Raw genomic sequence first — 17,707 nt, forward strand, 5'->3', positions numbered from 1 at the left:
AGTTTGTAGGGTATCACGCGGCGACAATTGCAAATGTACCGGCAGTAAAACCTGCTTTTACAGATGTGTTTGTCAAAGACGGAGGAACTGTTTGGGCATGGAAACGTGTCTGGGTAAGCCACTGTCTTTCCGGGAAACTGGCTATCGTGCCTTACAGGCAAAGAGGCGACGTTGTTCATTACAAGAAAGCCCGGGCGAGGCGAGCAGCCACTGCCGAAGAAACATATTTAAACAAGTAGCGCAGGCACTGCCTGCTCGCCTTGCTCATCCCAAGTTCGGGACCCTTAGCTTCAACACTGCATGGACTGCCATGCGGTGCTTTTAGTGCATGTTTTTCATCGATTAGTGTTTTAGAAAACAGCAAGACGCTACGTCTTTGTGCATTGTACTCTATAGAGCGTTAAACGCTCTCATTGTCAGCAACACTGTTGAAGGAGTATGGAACATGAATCCATTAATTGGCTTAAGCGGCACACTGTTTGACACCAGTCTTACTGCTGGAAATATAAACACCATCAAAGCAGCGTCCGACAGAGACCATATCGGCAATCCCGCCACCCGGCTTTGGGACAAGATTGCTGACTGGTTTTGCGGTACTGACCGTGAGGCTGCGAAGAAGTTGGTGTTTGATCTTTATGATCCACGCGTTACAGATGAAAAAAAATATGATGCCTTTCAAAACTTACGTGCTCTCGCTGGGGCAAACTTTACCGACAATTTCTCGATTATTAGGTCAGACAAAGACGTAACCTACAAGGTAGGCGACGACTACACGCTGAAGTTAGATCTGCAAGAACCTCACACTGACCAAGTTGCGAGGCAACGTATAGAACTGGATCTGGCACTATGTATCTTAGAGCAGGCTACTGCTGGAAAATATGATCAACAATTGAAAGCAGACTTTGAGCGGTCCCTTGATCCTACTAATGATGGACCAATTAAAGTTAGCAAAAACTATAAAATTAATGGCCAACCGGTCTCCGACATAAGAGAATTCCGTAGGTTTACACCTGAACACTTAAACGCAATAACTGCAATTTGTATTCAAGGTCTGGATCAAGAATTAGCTGGCCCCATAGCATGTGCTGCTAACGACGCCGAGCTGCAATATGATGTCAAAACGATTGCAGATGGTTCTTTGCAGATCGACTATCGGTTCTCTAAAGATGTGGCAACAACAGCGGACGAATCTTCACGGGAGTCGTTGAATGAGCAGGTTAACTCATATGAGGGCGCGAAAAAATCACTTCAAATCCAAGCACAAATTATAGTGTCTCCGAATGGAAGCGACGTGAAGCTTGTTTCGTCAGAAGTCCTGTCAAACAACAGAGCCTGACAGCATAAGGTAGCTAGGATCTTGGTGAAGGGGAGCGCTTAGCGCTCTTTCTTCTTCAGCGCTTTTTCGAGGGCATTGACGGTGGTTCTGAGTACCTGAATACGGGCGTAGCGCTTGTCCTCGGAAGAAATCAGCGTCCACGGGGCGTAGCGGGTAGAGGTGCGGTCCACCATGTCGCCCGCTGCGATGGCGTACCCATTCCATTTGAGACGATTGCGCCAATCTTCCTCGGTGATTTTGTAGTTCTTGTAGGCGGTTTCTTCACGGGCTTTAAAGCGACGCAGCTGCTCTTCTTCTGAGATCGCAAGCCAGAACTTGCAGAGGACGAAACCGGAATCCGTCAGCTCTTTTTCGAAAGCGTTGATCTCGTTGTAAGCACGCATCCAGTCCGCTTCGGAGCAGAAGCCTTCGACACGCTCCACGAGAACTCGCTCGTACCATGAGCGGTCAAAGATTGCGCTGTGGCCCTTTTTCGGTAGGCGGCGCCAGAAACGCCATAGATACGGGTGCAGTTTTTCTTCCAGTGAAGGGGCAGCGATTGGGTGCACCTTATAGTTTCGCGGGTCCATGGAGCGGGTGAGGCGGCGGATTGAGCCCCCTTTACCAGCTGCATCATTGCCTTGGAACACGGAGATGAAACCGAATTTCTTGAAGCGCTTGCGGTCTGTCAGATACGCCATCTTGTCCTGAAGCTCTTCAAGCTCTGCCTTGTAATCTTCTTTGGAGATCGTCGCTGTCAGATCAATCGCATCCACCGCATTGGCCTGCGACAGGGTCGTGACCACAGCTGGAGCTGAGACCGGATTGCCGTTTCCACTTTCCAGCTTCTTCTTCATGGATTGTGCGATGGTTTCGGCCAGCGCAAGATCGCGAACATCCGGATCCTGAGAGGGGATCACAAACCAAGGGGCGTAACCGGTGCTGGTTTGCAGGGATGCTTTTTCGCCAGCGGTCTGAGCAGCGCGATAGTGCTCTGAGCCGGACCATTCCTCAATGAAGTTGCGGCCTTTTTTGCCTTTGACTTCGATATCATGCAGGCGTTCCTGCTGGTCTTCCTTTGGAAGCGTGAACCAGAACTTCAGAAGGAGAATGTTCTCGTAAGCCAGCATTTTTTCAAAGCGGTTGATGGCAGACAGCTGGCGCTCCAGCTCTGCATCATCAATCTTGCCCATAACGGCATCACGCAAAGGTTCCTGATACCAGGAGCCAAACACAATGGAGGTTTCACCCCGTGCAGGCAGATCACGCCAGTAACGCCAGTAGTTTGGCCGGGCGCCTTCGGACTCGCTGCGTTGTTCATGGTAGGCGTTGCAGAACAGATAGCGGGTGTCCATCCACTCATACAAACGGGAGATCGCCGCGCCTTTACCCGAGCCATCTACGCCAGCGAGCAAAATGATCGTTGCAAAAGCTTTGTTCTCTCTCAGCTTATGCTGAACTTCCAACAATTCCTCACGGAGTTCAGGCAGTCTTTTTTGAAGCAGCTCTTTACTGACTGTCTGAGGAATGTTTGCAGACTGAAACATGCAAGTGACCTTCGCATCTGGGGCATGGCGTAAAATGTTATTTTTGCTCATTCGGCTTTGGAACCAAGAATAGCCATTCTGTATTATTGCTTAAAGAGCTAAACGATGTTTTTCGTCACCAGAATTAATGTATGGGTTTGATTAGTGGGACTATTATGCTTTTTGCAGGGATCAGGGCTTGTTATTTCCCTTTCAAAGCGCCAGATGCCTGCATATAAATGTAACAGAATGCAGACCTTATTTTGGTCACCTTGGCACTATGTATACATTTCAAGCAGCCACCGAGCGATCTAAGTCATTTATGAAAGAGCTAGAGACTTTTCAGTGAACGTCGATTTCGTCACCACATTCCTCAACCACATTGTTGATTTCATTGCAGCAAACCCAGCGTTCGCTGGCCTTATCTGTTTTATCGTCGCAATGGGCGAAGCGCTCTTTCTGATTGGACTGGTGTTTCCAAGCACGGTTGTTCTTGTGGGCGCCGGAACGCTAATTGGCCTTGGCGAGCTGCCCTTTCTGAGCATCTTTTTATGGACAACCGCAGGCGCCGTAACGGGCGACGCGTTTTCCTACTGGTTTGGCTACTTTTACAAAGACAAAGTGCGCACCATCTGGCCATTAAGCAGGTATCCGGATTGGCTACAGCGCGGTGAAGACTATTTTGCCAAACATGGTGGTAAGAGCATCTTCATTGGCCGTTTTGTGCCAGGTGTGAAGTCCGTGGTACCCGGAATTGCTGGTATGGCGGACATGAGTTTTGGCCGCTTTACGTTCTTCAACGTGACATCAGCCTTCGCATGGGCCGCGATCCATTTGATACCCGGTGTGATGGCAGGATCAGCTCTGTTTGCTATTGGCGAGTTCAATACGCGTCTGGCGATTATTCTTGGTGGCTTGCTGCTGGTTCTCTTGATTGCCGTGGCCCTGATCCGCTGGCTGATCATGTTTATTCTGCCAATCGTTGGCGGATCTCATCAGGCGACAGTCAATTGGTTTGCCCGCCGTCCAGATCGCTTCAGCCAATGGGTTGCACGGACGTATGACCCTGAAAACCCACGTAGTGTGGGGATGCTGGTTTCTGCATTCTTCCTGCTTGTGACGCTGCCCGGCTTCATCTGGTTTACAGGTGCCGTGGCGCCGGGAATGCCGATGGCGCGGGCTGATCTTGCGATCAGCAACTTCTTCCAGATCGCCCGGACACCGATCATCGATAAGGTCATGGTTATGATCACCATGATGGGCGATGGACATGTCACTGCAACCGTGACACTGGCTGTTGGGCTTTATTTGTTTGGACGGAAGGCATGGCGCAGAGCGACAGGCTTTGTCATCGCGATTGTCAGCTCCTCTATCTTTGTGGTGATCACCAAGGCGCTGATTGGCCGCGATCGCCCGATTGAGCTGTACTCTGGAGCGGACGCATTTTCATTTCCATCGGGGCACGCAACGATCAATACGGTTCTGATCGGGGTGATTGCGGTTTTGGTGGCTCATGATCGTTCCCGTCTGAGCAAGACGATCATCTATTCTGTGGCGGCAACCTTTGCGATCCTGATCGGGTTCTCTCGCGTTTATCTCGGCGCGCACTGGCTTTCAGACGTGCTGGCAGGTCTCTTATTTGGCTCCGGTACGGTCTTCTTCTTCTCATTTGTATTTGGGCACATTCACAACGAGAAAGTTGGCAGAACTGCGCTGACGATCATTTCGCTGAGTGCACTGGCGATTGCTTCCGTCTGGCACATCAGCACAAATTACAAGACAACTGCTGAGGCTTATGAGCCGCGCAGTGAATCCGTTGTGATCCAAAAATCCAGCTGGCGTTTGCAGGACTGGCGTTTGCTGCCTGCCAAGCGTGTGTCCATTACGGGTGAACTGGAAGAGCCGATAACACTGCAATGGTCCGGCACGCCGGAACAGTTGGAAAAACAACTGACAGACCTGGGCTGGCGCAAGGCTCCGGAATGGTCTGTTCCAACAGCGACTGGATACCTGAAAGGCGAGACACCTGCTGGCGAACTGCCTCCGGTACCACACACCAATGCAGGCTTCCTACCTGCACTGACAATGGTTTACGAAAGCGATCAGGACCACAGACAGGTGTTCTGGCTCTGGGAAACCCGGTTCAAGCTCTCCGATGTGAGCGGAGATATTTCCAATCTGTATATCGGCGGTGCGCTGGACGAAGAAACCGTCCGTCTGTTTGGTGAGTTTTCAGGTCTGAAGTCTGAAGATGAAATTCCAGTGGATCTTCACATGTTCAACCAGCTACCAAATGCAGAAGAGAAGCGCAGGTGGGATGGTAGCTCTGTGGTAATTGCGGGGCCTTAAAGCAGGCCCTGCTAGGCTTTTTCCTGAGGAGCGCAATACAGGCCGTAGAGAGTTTGCAGAACGGATTCCACTTCGGCACTTGCCAGAGAATAATAGATTGTCTGGGCGCTACGACGGGTGGACACCAGATTGCTGGCACGCATCTTGGCAAGGTGTTGGGACAGCGCGGACTGACTAAGATTAACAGCTTCTGCAAGTTCACCTACAGTACATTCGCTCTGTACCAGTCGACACAACACCATCAAGCGCTTGGGATGCGCCATGTTAGCAAGAAGCCGCGAAGCTTCCTCAGCGTTTTCTTCTAAGTCTTCAAAATTTGCATCAATCAAAGCTCGAACCCTAATCTTTAATGTTATTAGCAGCAGGCCATTTATAGGATGTGGGCCATAAAAGCAGCGTCATTATTCTTGGTCCCCATACATAAAGAAGAACATGAAACATGCAAGTAGCTGGACTGCTCTAACCAAATTTGTCGTCCTTTTCTTGTCGGGACAACCAGAATATTATGCTCTCCTGCAATAATTCTAGCATAATGTGGCGGGTCTATGTTAATAGCCCGATCAAACCGAGCCTCAGAGACTATTCCAGTAGAATTAATTGAAGCTGCCTGCTTTTGTGCTGGATTTCTCGAAGGCAAACTTCTTCAAGCTTGTTTTGTGCGCATCCTAAATCGAAAAACGGTTTCTACTTTTCCGGGACGCGCAAAAAACACATGATGAAATCAGCAGAACCGGCTTCGGACACTCTGCTCATTCGAAAGATCACTTTTGACCGACTTCGACAAACTTGGCGTTGCAAAACCATTTCAGATCGCCCTGAAATCTAAAGGTTATGACGAGCCAACACCTATTCAGGAAAACGCTATTCCATACATTCTGGATGGCAAGGACCTGCTTGGTCTTGCTCAGACCGGAACGGGTAAAACCGCAGCTTTCGCAGTGCCGCTTCTTCAGCGCTTGCTTGAGAGCCGGTATCGCGCAGCGCCGAAGAGCGTGCGCAGCCTTATTTTGACGCCAACCCGCGAGCTGGCGGATCAGATTTCAAAGAACATCAAGGCCTATTCAGGCCGCACCAAAATGTACTCCAGCTGCGTTGTTGGCGGTGTGCCGTTTCCTCCGCAGTTCCGTGCTTTGCAGCGTGGTCTGGATGTGCTTGTGGCGACACCTGGCCGACTACTCGACTTGCATCGCAAGAATGGTGTCAGCTTTGATGAGCTGGAGATTTTCGTTCTCGATGAAGCGGACCAGATGCTGGATCTCGGCTTTATCGCAGAACTGGAAGAGATTGCTTATCTACTACCGGAAAAACGGCAGACACTGCTGTTCTCAGCAACGATGCCTGCAGAAATTCGTGAGTTTGCTGGTCGCTTCCTAAGTGATCCTGTTGAGGTGAGCACTGCGCCACCAGCAACAACAGTAGAAGCCGTTATCCAGAAGATCGCGCATCTGGAAGATAACGCCAAGTATCCTCTTTTGAAGACGCTTCTTGAAACGGAAGAGTGCGAGCGCGCTCTTGTGTTTACGCTCACCAAAAAAGGCAGTGCGCGGCTTGCTGCCCGGTTGAATGCAGACGGTGTGCCAGCAGAAGCTATTCATGGCGACATGTCTCAGGCAGAACGCCAGAAGACGCTGGACAAGTTCAAAGGCGGTAAGCTGAAAACCCTTGTTGCGACTGATGTTGCAGCCCGCGGGATTGACGTTTCAGACATTTCGCATGTGATCAACTTTGACATGCCGAATGCGACCGAGAACTACGTGCACCGCATTGGCCGTACGGCGCGTGCGGGTAAGAGTGGAAACGCGATTACGTTCTGTTTGCCTGAAGATCGCGGTATGCTGCGTGCTGTTCAAAAGCTGATCGGCAAGAAGATCCCCGAGATGGATGGATACACCTTCTTCCCATCAGATCGCGAGCCGAAAAGCGCGCGTAGCAGTGCGCAATTGGCGGGCAAAAAACAAAAGCTTGGTGGGCAGCGGAAAGGCCCGGGCGGCGGTAAGTTCGCTCAAAAGCCAAAGGGCAAATCTTCTGCCAAGCCGAGTAAAAAAGCACCACCACGCCGGTCGCCTAGCAAGTCATCTGACACGTCTTCAGCGCCAGCTTCCGGTGGTGGCGTTTATCTCAAGCGTAAGAAGCCTTAAGTCTTCGCTTAATGCTGGGTCTTAAGATAGTGCCGAGTGTGGCCTCTCACGGATTGGAAGTGAAATTCCAATCCGGTGGTCGCAGCGGTGTGTTAGTGATTGTTTTCTCTCAGGTCCGGATACCCTCTGGTAAATTCGGGCTAGAGCGCTTGTTTGCAAAGACGCAGCATTCCTGCGTCTTTCTGAATGATACCGAATCACAATGGTATCTGAGAGCAGAGCAGGACATTGACCGTGCGATTGACGACGCGATTGCGCAGGAGAACCCAGAGCGCATTGTCTATTACGGCGCATCCATGGGGGCTTATGGCGCGCTGATGACTGGCCTGCGGCGCCAGGACGGTGAGATTTATGCGTTTTCGCCAGAGTTGAGCTTGGGCATGGCAGGTTCGCAGAGTACTGCATATCTGGAATCTCCTGCTCCTGATAAGGCGGATCTGCTGGCGCTTAAGTCTGGGGGGATGAAGTATCCCATTCACATCCTCTTCGGGCTGTTCGATTGGATTGACATGACCGGATACCTTGCCATGCAGCGATTGCCGCATTGTGAGAAGCGTTTCTGTTATGGGGTTGCAGGGCCGCATGCTTTGCATGACCAGCTCTACTCTCTCAACATCGTTCGCCAGTTGATCAAGACATTTCAGCGCGATGTTTCTGAGTTGCTTTCGGCACGAGGGCTCCTTATTTCGCCAAGCCTTGCTGACTGCGCGGAGTTTGTTGGTTTGGGGCAGGCGCTTGCAGAGAACGCTCTGATGTCTCTGCCAGATGTATCGAGATCGCTCACTAATAATCCGGGCTACGGGCTGCTAAGGGCGGAGCATTTTGCGTTGCAAGGAAAGCCCCAAAGGGGTGCTGAACTACTTCAGGAATGGGGCATTGCCTTAAAAGATGATGCTGTACTGAAGACGACACCAAAGCGTTGGCGCAAGAGCTTCTTGATCCGTGCAGCAGAGTTGTATTTGAGCTGCGCTGAGCGCCCGAAAGCTCAGGAAGCGCTCACTGACTGCGTAGGGCAGTTTCCGATTGATGGGCGGATGCTGCAGTTGGCAGCCGCGCTGGAATTCGTATTACCTGAAACCCAATGAGGTTCTGATCTAATCTTGGATTGAAATTGTTTGGCAGCTTGATAGTATCACTAAGAACAAAGTAGGAACAATTTCATGGAATTTGTGAAGGGCTCAAATCGCGTTCAACTGGATGATCCGCTGGTCGATGGTCGTCAGTCCGAGCGTGCGTTGAAAATCCAGCGTGGAGTGCAACGCTATTTGCGAGTGCTGGGTCATACGAGCCTACCAGAAATCACATTGGCCTCAGGCCGCCGGGCTGACCTGGTGGTGCTTGGCAAGAAGTCCGAGATTTGGATTATCGAGATCAAGTCATCCATCGAGGACTTCAAAGCAGACAACAAATGGCATGAATATCGCGATTATTGCGACCGGCTGTTTTTTGCTACCTGCGCGGACGTTCCACAAGAGATCTTTCCCGAAGAAACCGGCTTCATTCTGGCTGATGATTACATGGCAGAAATAATTCGCGAAGCTCCGGAACACAAGCTCTCTGCTGCCACCCGCAAAGCAGTGATTTTGCGATTTGCGCAGGCTGCAGCGAGCAGACTGCACGACCTGACCGACCCGAACCAGAGAAACCTGCGCAGGGGATAAACTGGGGAAGAACCTCAGTAAGCCTCTGCGTTCAAATATTATTTTCAAAGAACGCTCTCAGAGAAGTTCAGCGCATAACATACTCACCAGAATGTTCAGGTTTCCGTTGGGGGAAAGTCTCACTAACATTGAAACATAAAGCAGCTTGTCCGTATTGGGGCGAGAGAAAAGTGCTTTAGGCATTTTTGCTATTTCATTTCTGGGAGAGTTGAGGGCTTTCGGACGTGTGGTGTGTTTCTGGGGAGGGGCCAATGGATTTTGATTATGTGATTGTTGGAGGCGGCTCAGCAGGGTGTGTGCTTGCAGCCCGACTTACAGAAGACCCTTCAGTAACTGTTTGCCTGCTTGAGGCTGGAGGTGAAGGAAAGTCCGTTCTGGTACGGGCACCTCTTGGCATTGCAGCAATGGTTTCCGCAAAGCCCTTTGCCATCAACAACTGGGCTTTTAACTCAGTTCCACAAACGGAGCTGAACGACAGAACCACATTCCACCCACGCGGCAAGGCTTTGGGTGGTTCCAGCGCAATCAACGCTCAACTTTACATCCGCGGCCAAAAACAGGATTATGATGGTTGGGTGGAGCAGGGTGCTGAAGGGTGGTCCTTTGATGATGTACTGCCCTACTTCAAAAAATCTGAATGCAATCAGCGCGGTGAAAGCGGAATGCATGGGGCCGATGGACCTTTACACGTTTCCGAGCAACGTTCGCCTCTTCCAATCTCGCACGCCTTTTTAGCTGCAGCTGAAGGCAGGCAAATTAAACGCAACAATGACTTTAACAGCGGAGATCAAGAGGGCGTTGGACTTTATCAAGTCACGCAGTTCCATGAGGATGATAAAAAAGGCGAGCGCTGTTCAGCTGCTGCTGCCTACCTTCATCCCGTTATGGATCGCCTCAATCTGACAGTGATCACGCATGCCCGCAGCACTCGGGTGTTGTTTGAAGGCAAGAAAGCCGTTGGTGTTGAATACAGCCAGAAGGGCAAACTTGCGACGGTGAAAGCAAGTCGTGAGGTTATTGTCTCAGCCGGTGCTTTCCAGTCTCCGCAGTTGCTCATGCTTTCTGGCGTTGGACCAGCGGATGAGCTGGCGAAACACAACATTCCAGTCCTGCATGACCTGCCTGGTGTGGGTAAGAACCTGCAGGATCATCTGGATTACACCATCAGCTATCGCTCTAATAAAACGGATATGCTAGGATTGGGGTTGAAGCCGGGCATTCAGCTGATCAAGGAAATACTGCGCTGGAGGAAAGACGGCTCTGGCATAATTGCTTCTCCGGCAGCAGAGGGTGGAGCTTTTTTGAAGACTAGCCCGGAGCTGGACAGGCCTGACATTCAACTACACTTCGTCATCTCCATCATCGATGACCATGGCCGGAAGCTCTATGGCGGATACGGGTTTGGTTGTCACGTTTGCGTTTTGCGGCCAAAATCAACTGGGGAAGTTGGGCTCAACTCAGCAAATCCGATGGATGCACCGCGTATTGACCCGAAATATCTGACAGATCCGGAAGACATGGATGTGTTGGTCAAGGGTATCCGCATGACACGGGATATTCTGGAAGGGCCAGAGCTTTCTGACTACCGGGAGGACATGCTCTACGAGTTTGGCCGTGATGAGCGCAGCATCAAGCAAGCAGTGCGGGAGAGGGCGGAGACGATCTATCACCCTGTCGGGACTTGCAAGATGGGCACAGATGAGATGTCGGTGGTCGGACCAGACCTGAAAGTGCACGGGCTGGAAGGTTTGCGTGTGATCGATGCTTCTGTGATGCCTTCGCTGATCTCAGGCAATACCAATGCGCCGACAATCATGATCGCTGAGAAGGCTTCAGACATGATCCTCGGAAAGCCGCTTTTGAGCACTGAACACGAGAGCGAGCAGGTTTCAGCCTAAACAGCAAAAGGCCGGTACGAACATACCGGCCTTCTAACGTGACAGTTTGGCGAACAGGTTAAGCCAGCTCTGCGATCTTTTTAACGAGCTGGCGAGCGACTTCGTCCTTACCCATTTTCGGCCAATCTTCCACGCCGTTATGGGTCACGAGGCGGACGGTGTTGTTGTCGCCGCCCATAACGTTATTCTCGGGGCTGACATCGTTTGCTACAATCAGATCAGCACCTTTACGCTCCAACTTTCCGCGAGCGTTATTGATCAAATCATTTGTTTCGGCAGCAAAACCAACCACCAACTTCGGTCGTTTGCCCTGCAAATGTCCTACTGTTTTCAGAATATCCGGGTTTTCGACAAGGCTCAGCGCGGGTGGCAAACCTGTTCCGTCTTTCTTGATTTTCTGATTGCTGTCGTGAGCAACCCGCCAATCTGCAACGGCTGCAGCCATGATCGCGATATCGGCTGGTAGCGCGCACTCAACGGCAGCCAACATAGCGCTTGCAGATTCAACGCGAATTGTCTCAACGCCTTTCGGGTCTGACAGCACTGTTGGGCCTGAGACAAGTGTCACTTGCGCCCCAGCGTTCGCGGCGGCTTCTGCAATGGCGTAGCCTTGTTTGCCGGAGGAGCGGTTGGCGATGTAACGCACTGGATCAATTGGCTCATGGGTTGGACCAGCTGTGATAACAATGCGCTTGCCCTTCAGAGGCTGTTCTTTTGGAGAGAGGAGATCTTCAATAGCACCAACAATTTCCAGCGGCTCGGACATGCGGCCATACCCTGCTTCGCCTTTTTCCGCCATTTCTCCAGCATTGGGGCCAACAAAATTCAGGCCATCCGCTTTCAACTGAGCAACATTACGCTGGGTTGCCGGGTGGCTCCACATTTTGGAATTCATAGCAGGGGCAACGAGCACTGGCTTGTCGTTGGCCAGTAACACACAGGAAGCCAGGTCGTCGGCCAATCCGTGTGCCATCTTTGCCATGATGTTTGCTGTGGCTGGGGCGACGACGACAAGGTCGGCCTCACGCGACAAGCGAATGTGGCCAACATCGTGTTCGGCTTCTCTATCAAACAGCTCGGTGAAGACTGTGTCGCCCGTCAATGCACCAACAGCAAGCGGTGTGATGAACTGAGAACCACCGTTGGTCAGAACTGCCCGAACTTTCGCACCTCGCTCTTGCAGGCGGCGGATCAGATCCAGCGATTTATAGGCTGCAATACCGCCTGTGATGATGAGGAGAATGCGCTTGTCTGAAAGCATTTTAAAACCACCTTTTGCGCAGGCTTGATCACCATCAGGCCCGCCAACTCATTTCCTGAGGTATTTCTACCCGTTTTTATTCCGGATTTCATTAGTTTCCTAAAGGCCTTTCGTCCCATTGGGTAAATCGCGGTAACAGTGCAGCGCCTTCAGATCCTGAATTTTCCGGGATGAGGCCAAATTTCTTCTTCGGGCTTGTCAAATTGCATGAGTTCGATGAGGTTTCTACCCTCCAGAATGAAGGCGACCCAAACGCCTTTGGCCGGACTTTCCGGAGACAAAATAACGTTCTTACCTTGCAAAGCTTCAGTAAGGTCATCAACCACATAGGCAACATGAGGGGTTGTCTTGATTATCTCGGGGAGTGGGTTGTTATCATCAAAGTTCATCCACTCAATGGCATAGGGCCCCTCAAAATAACCCGTTGCAGTGAGTTTGAGGGTTTTGTTGTGGTGCGTTTCCGGCAGCTTTTCGCTGGTTGGAATACCGACATGATGAAAGCGTAGTTCCTGCATGGCTCCTTGCCTCTAATGGCGATTTTGCCAATGCAGATTAGGCTTTTTCGATCACCACAGCCCCAAGATAACAAGTGCAATTGGAGAGAGTTTTCAGAGCTAAACACAAAAAAGCCCCGCTCTTGCGAGCGAGGCTTTCAGCATCAGGAGTTCCAGAGCCTAGAATTGGCCGGAGAAGCTGCGAGGTGCTGGAGCAATTGGTTCTGCAGTCCTCTTGCCAGAAACAGCATAAACCGCAAGTCCACGGTCATTCAGGCCATCTTGCTGGAAGCGGAAGATACCATCAATGCCGAGGAAACCATCACGATTGGTCAACACACGGTCAGAGAAGCGATCAGGCCCAGCGGAGCGGACCAGCCCAGCGGCCAGAATTGTTGCATCATAAGCCAAAGAAGCGTTGCGCGGTGGCTGGGAGCCATAGGTTTCGCGATAACGGGTCGCGAGACGCTCGAAGCTCTGGTTATCCGGACCTGGGAACCAACTACCAACCATGACAGGAGACTGGAGGATGTCCGGTGTGTTCCATTGACCACTGCCAATCATCTTCACTTCACCAAGGCTTGCACCCATTTCGGTCATCACCTGCATCACAAAAGGAGGAACGCCGCCACCTTCAGGAACAAACAGAGTGTCCACCTGCGAAATAGAGCGGCTCAGGCTAGCAACGCGGGCGCGGATGTCTTCAGCATTGCCCGGGATATAGCGCTCAATGGTGATGATACGGCCATTTGTCTGCCCAACAACCTGACGGAATGCAGCTTCAGCAACCGCACCATAGGCATTGTTTGGCAACAGCGCGGAATAGGAGCGGCGCTCCTGTTCTGCTGCGTAGGACACGATGCGGTTTACGTCAGATACAGGCAGATAGCTGAGCAGATATGTGCCCGGCTTTGCTGCATTGGTATCAGAGGAGAATGCAACGATTGGAACACCAGACCGGCGTGCAACAGCAGATGCACCCTGAACAGCCGGGGCAAAAACCGGACCAATGAGGAGTTCTGCGCCTTCACTGATCGCCTGCTGGGCAGCAATGCTTGCGCCCTCAGAGGTTCCACCAGTGTCTTTTACGAGCAGCTGGATGTCAGCACCCTGAAAATCCTCAAGCGCGAGCTTGGCGGAATTTTCGAAAAGAGTGGCAACAGAAGCTGCTGATTGACCTTCGCCAGAGTATGGCAGCAACAGGCCAACGCGAACGGAACCATTGCCAATGGCACGGCCCGAGACCAGCTGCGGCTGGCCGTTTGGGTTTAAATCAGGCTGAAAAGGAGTGTTCACCGATGAGAAGTTAGGTGAATTAACACAGCCAGCCAACAGGACGGAGACGCCGAGCGCAGCCCCTGTCACAAGTTTGCGGAAGCTCATTCCACGCAGTGTGGCTGATCCTAAGCTCATGGATGCCCCATCTATTCCGAAGGCCGTTCGATCAATCCCTCGTTTTGCAAGGGATGAAATCCGGCAATTTACATTTAGAACTCGTCGCGATTGCTCACGCGCCATGCTCTAATCGATTATTATGCGCACACTCTTATCCGAAAACCGGACCCCACTTCTCAGAAGATATGCCTTAGTTTGGTTTATTTCTACAGATCCAACGCAGTTAATACAGCCTCAACCCAAGGAAATCCGAGATTTTTTTAAGGATTCTGTCAAAAACTCCCCGTTGTAATTAGTCATTTTGCGGTTTGTTGGTTAGATGTGCACTCTCTACTGTGCAAAACTTGCTCCATTCTGGAGCTCTCACGAGGCGACCATGGATCATTCCGAAGCTGCATCCGAGCGGAAATACTATATTGGCGAGCATTCGCTAACGGCTAAACGGATTGAACCGGGATTGCACATCGTTTCGACCCCAATCGGCAATCTGCAAGACATCACAATCCGTGCGCTAGAAACCTTGGCTGCTTGTGATCTTATTGCCTGCGAGGATACTCGTGTGACGGGTGTCTTGTTGCAGCGTTATGGCATCCGCACGCAGATGATGACCTATCACGAGCACAATGCCCACAGACAACTGCCTAAGATTTTGGAGGCATTGGGTGCTGGACGAGCCGTTGCATTGGTTTCCGATGCTGGTACGCCGCTCATTTCTGATCCCGGCTTTCGGCTTGTTGGTGATGTCGTAGAGCACGGGCACAAGGTTGTGCCAATTCCAGGTGCCTCAGCCATGTTGAGCGGTCTGGTTGGCGCCGGTTTACCCTCTGACACTATTTTGTTTGCTGGTTTTCTGCCCAATAAGACCCACGGCAGAAAGAAACGTCTTGAAGAACTGAGAGATATTCCAGCGACACTGGTGTTTTATGAGAGCCCTCACAGAGTTGGGGCTTCTCTTGTCGATATGACTGAAATTCTTGGGAAGCGTAAGGCTGCTGTTGCACGCGAGCTGACCAAGCGGTTTGAGACCTTCCAGCGTGGTACCCTTGCAGAACTGAGTGATTTCTATTCGGGGGATCGCCCTAAGGGAGAAATTGTTATTCTTGTTTCACCACCTGAAGAGCAGGAACTGACCGAGGTTGATGCAGACGAACTGTTGCTCGAGGCATTGAAAGAAATGCCAGTAAGCGCAGCAGCGAAGAAAGTCTCCAAAGCAACCGGGGTGGATCGAAAGACGATTTATGCCCGTGCTATGGAGCTTAAAAATGCAGGAACCGCAGAAGAGCCCGAGAGCGACTAAAAGTAACCTTCTTAAGAAGCAGGCTGCTTATCGAAAAGGACTACAGGCGGAGCTAAAAGCAGAGATGCTGCTTCGCCAAGCAGGCTGGCAGATTCTTGAAAGACGCTACAAAACCAAGCAGGGCGAGATCGATTTGATCGCCGAACAAGACCAGACGATCGTGTTTGTAGAGGTGAAAGCCAGGCGGGGTGTGGATGATGGCTTATATGCAATCACGCAACGCTCTCAACGAAGGATTGCAAATGCTGCCCGAGAATGGGTTTCCCATCACAACGATGTGGTTGGAAAAACCTTGAGATTTGATGCGGTTATTCTTCCCAAACATGGAGAAGCCCAGCACTTCCCTAATCTTTTTGAAGCTGAAATTTTTTAGGAAACAAATATTTTATCGCAAAAATGTAGACAAATTGCTTTCTGACCCACATATCTGCAGCTAACATCCATTTTTATTTACATGGATTTCTATCCCAGCGTTATTTCAGGAGTGCCTCATGTCCAAAGCAGCTTCTTCTGGTGCCAAGCGGCCGCTTAAAGTCGCCGTTCAGATGGACCATATCTCAACCATCAACATTGCGGGCGACAGTGCTTTTGCACTGATGCTGGAAGCGCAGGATCGTGGTTATGAACTGTATCACTACACCCCAGAGCGTCTGGCGCTGTGGGGTGAAAAGGTTATGTGCCGCGTTGAGCCGGTAACCGTGCGCGACGAAGCTGGCAATCACTTCAGTTTTGGTGAGCCTCAGCGCGTTGACATGTCTGATATGGATGTCGTTCTGATGCGTCAGGATCCTCCGTTTGATCTGGCTTATATCGCTGCAACCCATATTCTCGAAAAGCTTTCCGAGACAACGCTGGTCCTGAATAATCCAGTCTCTGTGCGTAATGCGCCAGAAAAATTGTTTGTGACCCAGTTTGCCGACCTGATGCCACCAACGCTGATCACTCATGATCGTGAAGAGATCGACGAGTTCCGCAATATCCATAGCGATATCGTAATGAAGCCGCTGTTTGGACATGGCGGCGCTGCTGTATTCCGCGTGACCAAGGATGACCTGAACTACGGTTCTCTTTACGACTTCTTCTCCGTCACATTTCGCGAGCCTTGGGTGATTCAGAAGTTCCTACCGAATGTGAAACACGGCGATAAGCGCATTTTGTTGGTCGATGGCGAGTTTGCTGGTGCAGTAAACCGTGTCCCTGCAGAAGGTGACCTGCGCTCCAACATGGTACGCGGTGGGTCTCCAAAAGACAGTGACCTGACTGAACGCGAAAGAGAGATTTGCGCGCGCCTTGGGCCGACACTGAAGGAGCAAGGACTCATTCTCGTTGGTATCGACGTGATTGACGGAAACCTCACTGAAATCAACGTGACAGCTCCGACTGGCATTCGCGCAATCCAAAAGCTGGGCGGGCCAGATGTGGCCGGCATGGTCTGGGATGTGCTTGAAAAAAAGCTGGAAGGCTAAAAAATATCAAAGGCCCTGTTGGTTGACAGGGCTTTTCTTTTCCCAGTGACTTTCAATTATGAACTCAGAGATTTCAGATAAAGCTTCTTATGGGGGCTTTCGTATTTCTGAGTATTCAAGGCTTGTGTGTTTCCTGTTCGTTCCTGCTTAATTACTACAATGATGATAAATTGTGGTCGCAGGAGTGTCTGGTGTTCGCTCGCATCTCTACCGTTTCCTTTCAGGGTGTCGACGCTGCAAATGTTGACGTGCAGGTCCAGATTAGCCCCGGATCCGTCTATTTCACTCTTGTTGGCCTGCCTGACAAGGCGATTGCAGAAAGCAAGGAGCGGGTTCGGTCAGCACTCATTGCTACCGGCCTCGCGCTACCAACCAAACGTGTGACGGTTAATCTGGCTCCGGCTGACCTACCTAAGGAAGGATCACATTATGACCTTCCGATTGCACTTGGCCTCTTGGTGGCGATGGGGGCATTGCCTGCGGAAGCTGTCGAAGGCTTCCTCGTTCTAGGTGAGCTCTCACTGGATGGCAGCATTTCGCACGTAAACGGAGCCCTTCCAGCTGCAATCGCTGCTGTTGCAAACGGGAAAGGTTTGATCTGCCCAGCAAGTTGCGGCTCTGAAGCGGCATGGGCGGATGAGAACCTGAAAATTATGGCTGCGGGATCACTGGTTCAGCTCTACCGCGCATTGAAAGGTGACATTACTCTTTCTGCCCCAAAACCGCGTAGCTCTCCACAAGCTGCTAGTTCACTGGACCTTGCCGATATTCGAGGGCAAGAAACAGCGAAGCGAGCACTGGAGATTGCAGCGGCTGGCTCTCATAACCTGATGATGGTTGGCCCTCCAGGCTCTGGGAAGACCTTACTCGCGAGCAGGTTACCTGCTCTTTTGCCGCCACTATCAGC

The 17,707-nt window shown here is 51.2% G+C and carries 16 protein-coding genes; 11 read left to right on the forward strand and 5 right to left on the reverse strand.

The annotated features are described in order from the left end of the window. Positions 1–239: hypothetical protein (locus PsWM33_RS27685; protein WP_206599001.1), on the forward strand; the 239-nt coding region annotated here is incomplete at its 5' end. A gap of 206 nt (positions 240–445) precedes the next feature. Continuing rightward, positions 446–1,336: a hypothetical protein gene (locus PsWM33_RS11845; protein WP_063294703.1), complete on the forward strand. Its 891-nt coding sequence runs from the start codon at positions 446–448 to the stop codon at positions 1,334–1,336. Between the two features lie 38 nt (positions 1,337–1,374). Here PsWM33_RS11845 and pap read toward each other — a convergent pair whose 3' ends face one another. Then, entirely contained in the window at positions 1,375–2,862 is a 1,488-nt protein-coding gene (gene pap, locus PsWM33_RS11850; protein WP_063300394.1) for a polyphosphate:AMP phosphotransferase, read from the reverse strand. A 324-nt stretch (positions 2,863–3,186) separates the two neighbouring features. On the opposite strand from pap, the gene PsWM33_RS11855 reads away from it, so the two are divergent. Continuing rightward, entirely contained in the window at positions 3,187–5,190 is a 2,004-nt protein-coding gene (locus PsWM33_RS11855) for a bifunctional DedA family/phosphatase PAP2 family protein (RefSeq protein WP_063300374.1), read from the forward strand. A gap of 11 nt (positions 5,191–5,201) precedes the next feature. Here the strand turns inward: PsWM33_RS11855 and PsWM33_RS11860 are convergent, their stop codons facing one another. After that, the gene (locus PsWM33_RS11860) at positions 5,202–5,519 is read right to left on the reverse strand and encodes an ArsR/SmtB family transcription factor (RefSeq protein WP_057463148.1); all 318 of its coding nucleotides are present in this window, start codon (positions 5,517–5,519) and stop codon (positions 5,202–5,204) included. A gap of 438 nt (positions 5,520–5,957) precedes the next feature. Here PsWM33_RS11860 and PsWM33_RS11865 point away from each other — a divergent pair, with 438 nt between their 5' ends. From PsWM33_RS11865 to PsWM33_RS11880, 4 genes are all read left to right on the forward strand, one after another. Further along, complete coding sequence (locus PsWM33_RS11865) at positions 5,958–7,328, forward strand: DEAD/DEAH box helicase (RefSeq protein ID WP_057463149.1); 1,371 nt, start codon at positions 5,958–5,960, stop codon at positions 7,326–7,328. 59 nt (positions 7,329–7,387) lie between these two features. Beyond that, the gene (locus PsWM33_RS11870) at positions 7,388–8,413 is read left to right on the forward strand and encodes a hypothetical protein (protein WP_208994532.1); all 1,026 of its coding nucleotides are present in this window, start codon (positions 7,388–7,390) and stop codon (positions 8,411–8,413) included. 75 nt (positions 8,414–8,488) lie between these two features. After that, the gene (locus PsWM33_RS11875) at positions 8,489–8,989 is read left to right on the forward strand and encodes an MmcB family DNA repair protein (RefSeq protein ID WP_063294697.1); all 501 of its coding nucleotides are present in this window, start codon (positions 8,489–8,491) and stop codon (positions 8,987–8,989) included. A 251-nt stretch (positions 8,990–9,240) separates the two neighbouring features. Next, positions 9,241–10,887 carry a GMC family oxidoreductase gene (locus PsWM33_RS11880; protein ID WP_063294696.1) on the forward strand — a complete coding sequence of 549 codons (1,647 nt, stop codon included), beginning with the start codon at positions 9,241–9,243 and terminating at the stop codon, positions 10,885–10,887. Between the two features lie 58 nt (positions 10,888–10,945). Here PsWM33_RS11880 and coaBC read toward each other — a convergent pair whose 3' ends face one another. The 3 genes from coaBC to PsWM33_RS11895 all read right to left on the reverse strand — a co-directional run bounded on the left by coaBC (position 10,946) and on the right by PsWM33_RS11895 (position 14,055). Next, entirely contained in the window at positions 10,946–12,148 is a 1,203-nt protein-coding gene (gene coaBC / locus PsWM33_RS11885; RefSeq protein ID WP_063294695.1) for a bifunctional phosphopantothenoylcysteine decarboxylase/phosphopantothenate--cysteine ligase CoaBC, read from the reverse strand. Positions 12,149–12,297: 149 nt separating this feature from the next. Next, positions 12,298–12,663 carry a hypothetical protein gene (locus PsWM33_RS11890; protein ID WP_063300376.1) on the reverse strand — a complete coding sequence of 122 codons (366 nt, stop codon included), beginning with the start codon at positions 12,661–12,663 and terminating at the stop codon, positions 12,298–12,300. A gap of 159 nt (positions 12,664–12,822) precedes the next feature. Further along, positions 12,823–14,055 (reverse strand): penicillin-binding protein activator, encoded by a 1,233-nt coding sequence (locus PsWM33_RS11895; RefSeq protein WP_063294694.1) that lies wholly within the window; start codon positions 14,053–14,055, stop codon positions 12,823–12,825. Between the two features lie 358 nt (positions 14,056–14,413). Between PsWM33_RS11895 and rsmI the strand changes: the two genes are divergently transcribed. The 4 genes from rsmI to PsWM33_RS28405 all read left to right on the forward strand — a co-directional run. Next, positions 14,414–15,334 carry a 16S rRNA (cytidine(1402)-2'-O)-methyltransferase gene (rsmI, locus tag PsWM33_RS11900; RefSeq protein ID WP_063286273.1) on the forward strand — a complete coding sequence of 307 codons (921 nt, stop codon included), beginning with the start codon at positions 14,414–14,416 and terminating at the stop codon, positions 15,332–15,334. Then, the gene (locus tag PsWM33_RS11905) at positions 15,300–15,707 is read left to right on the forward strand and encodes a YraN family protein (RefSeq protein WP_108818555.1); all 408 of its coding nucleotides are present in this window, start codon (positions 15,300–15,302) and stop codon (positions 15,705–15,707) included. Before rsmI ends, PsWM33_RS11905 begins: the two co-directional genes overlap by 35 nt. Before the next feature lie 118 nt (positions 15,708–15,825). Then, positions 15,826–16,800 carry a glutathione synthase gene (gene gshB, locus PsWM33_RS11910; protein ID WP_082826980.1) on the forward strand — a complete coding sequence of 325 codons (975 nt, stop codon included), beginning with the start codon at positions 15,826–15,828 and terminating at the stop codon, positions 16,798–16,800. Between the two features lie 191 nt (positions 16,801–16,991). Further along, the coding region (locus PsWM33_RS28405) for a magnesium chelatase domain-containing protein (RefSeq protein ID WP_244276689.1) at positions 16,992–17,707 on the forward strand (716 nt) is incomplete at its 3' end.

Source organism: Pseudovibrio sp. WM33, assembly GCF_001623165.1.
Taxonomy (GTDB): domain Bacteria; phylum Pseudomonadota; class Alphaproteobacteria; order Rhizobiales; family Stappiaceae; genus Pseudovibrio.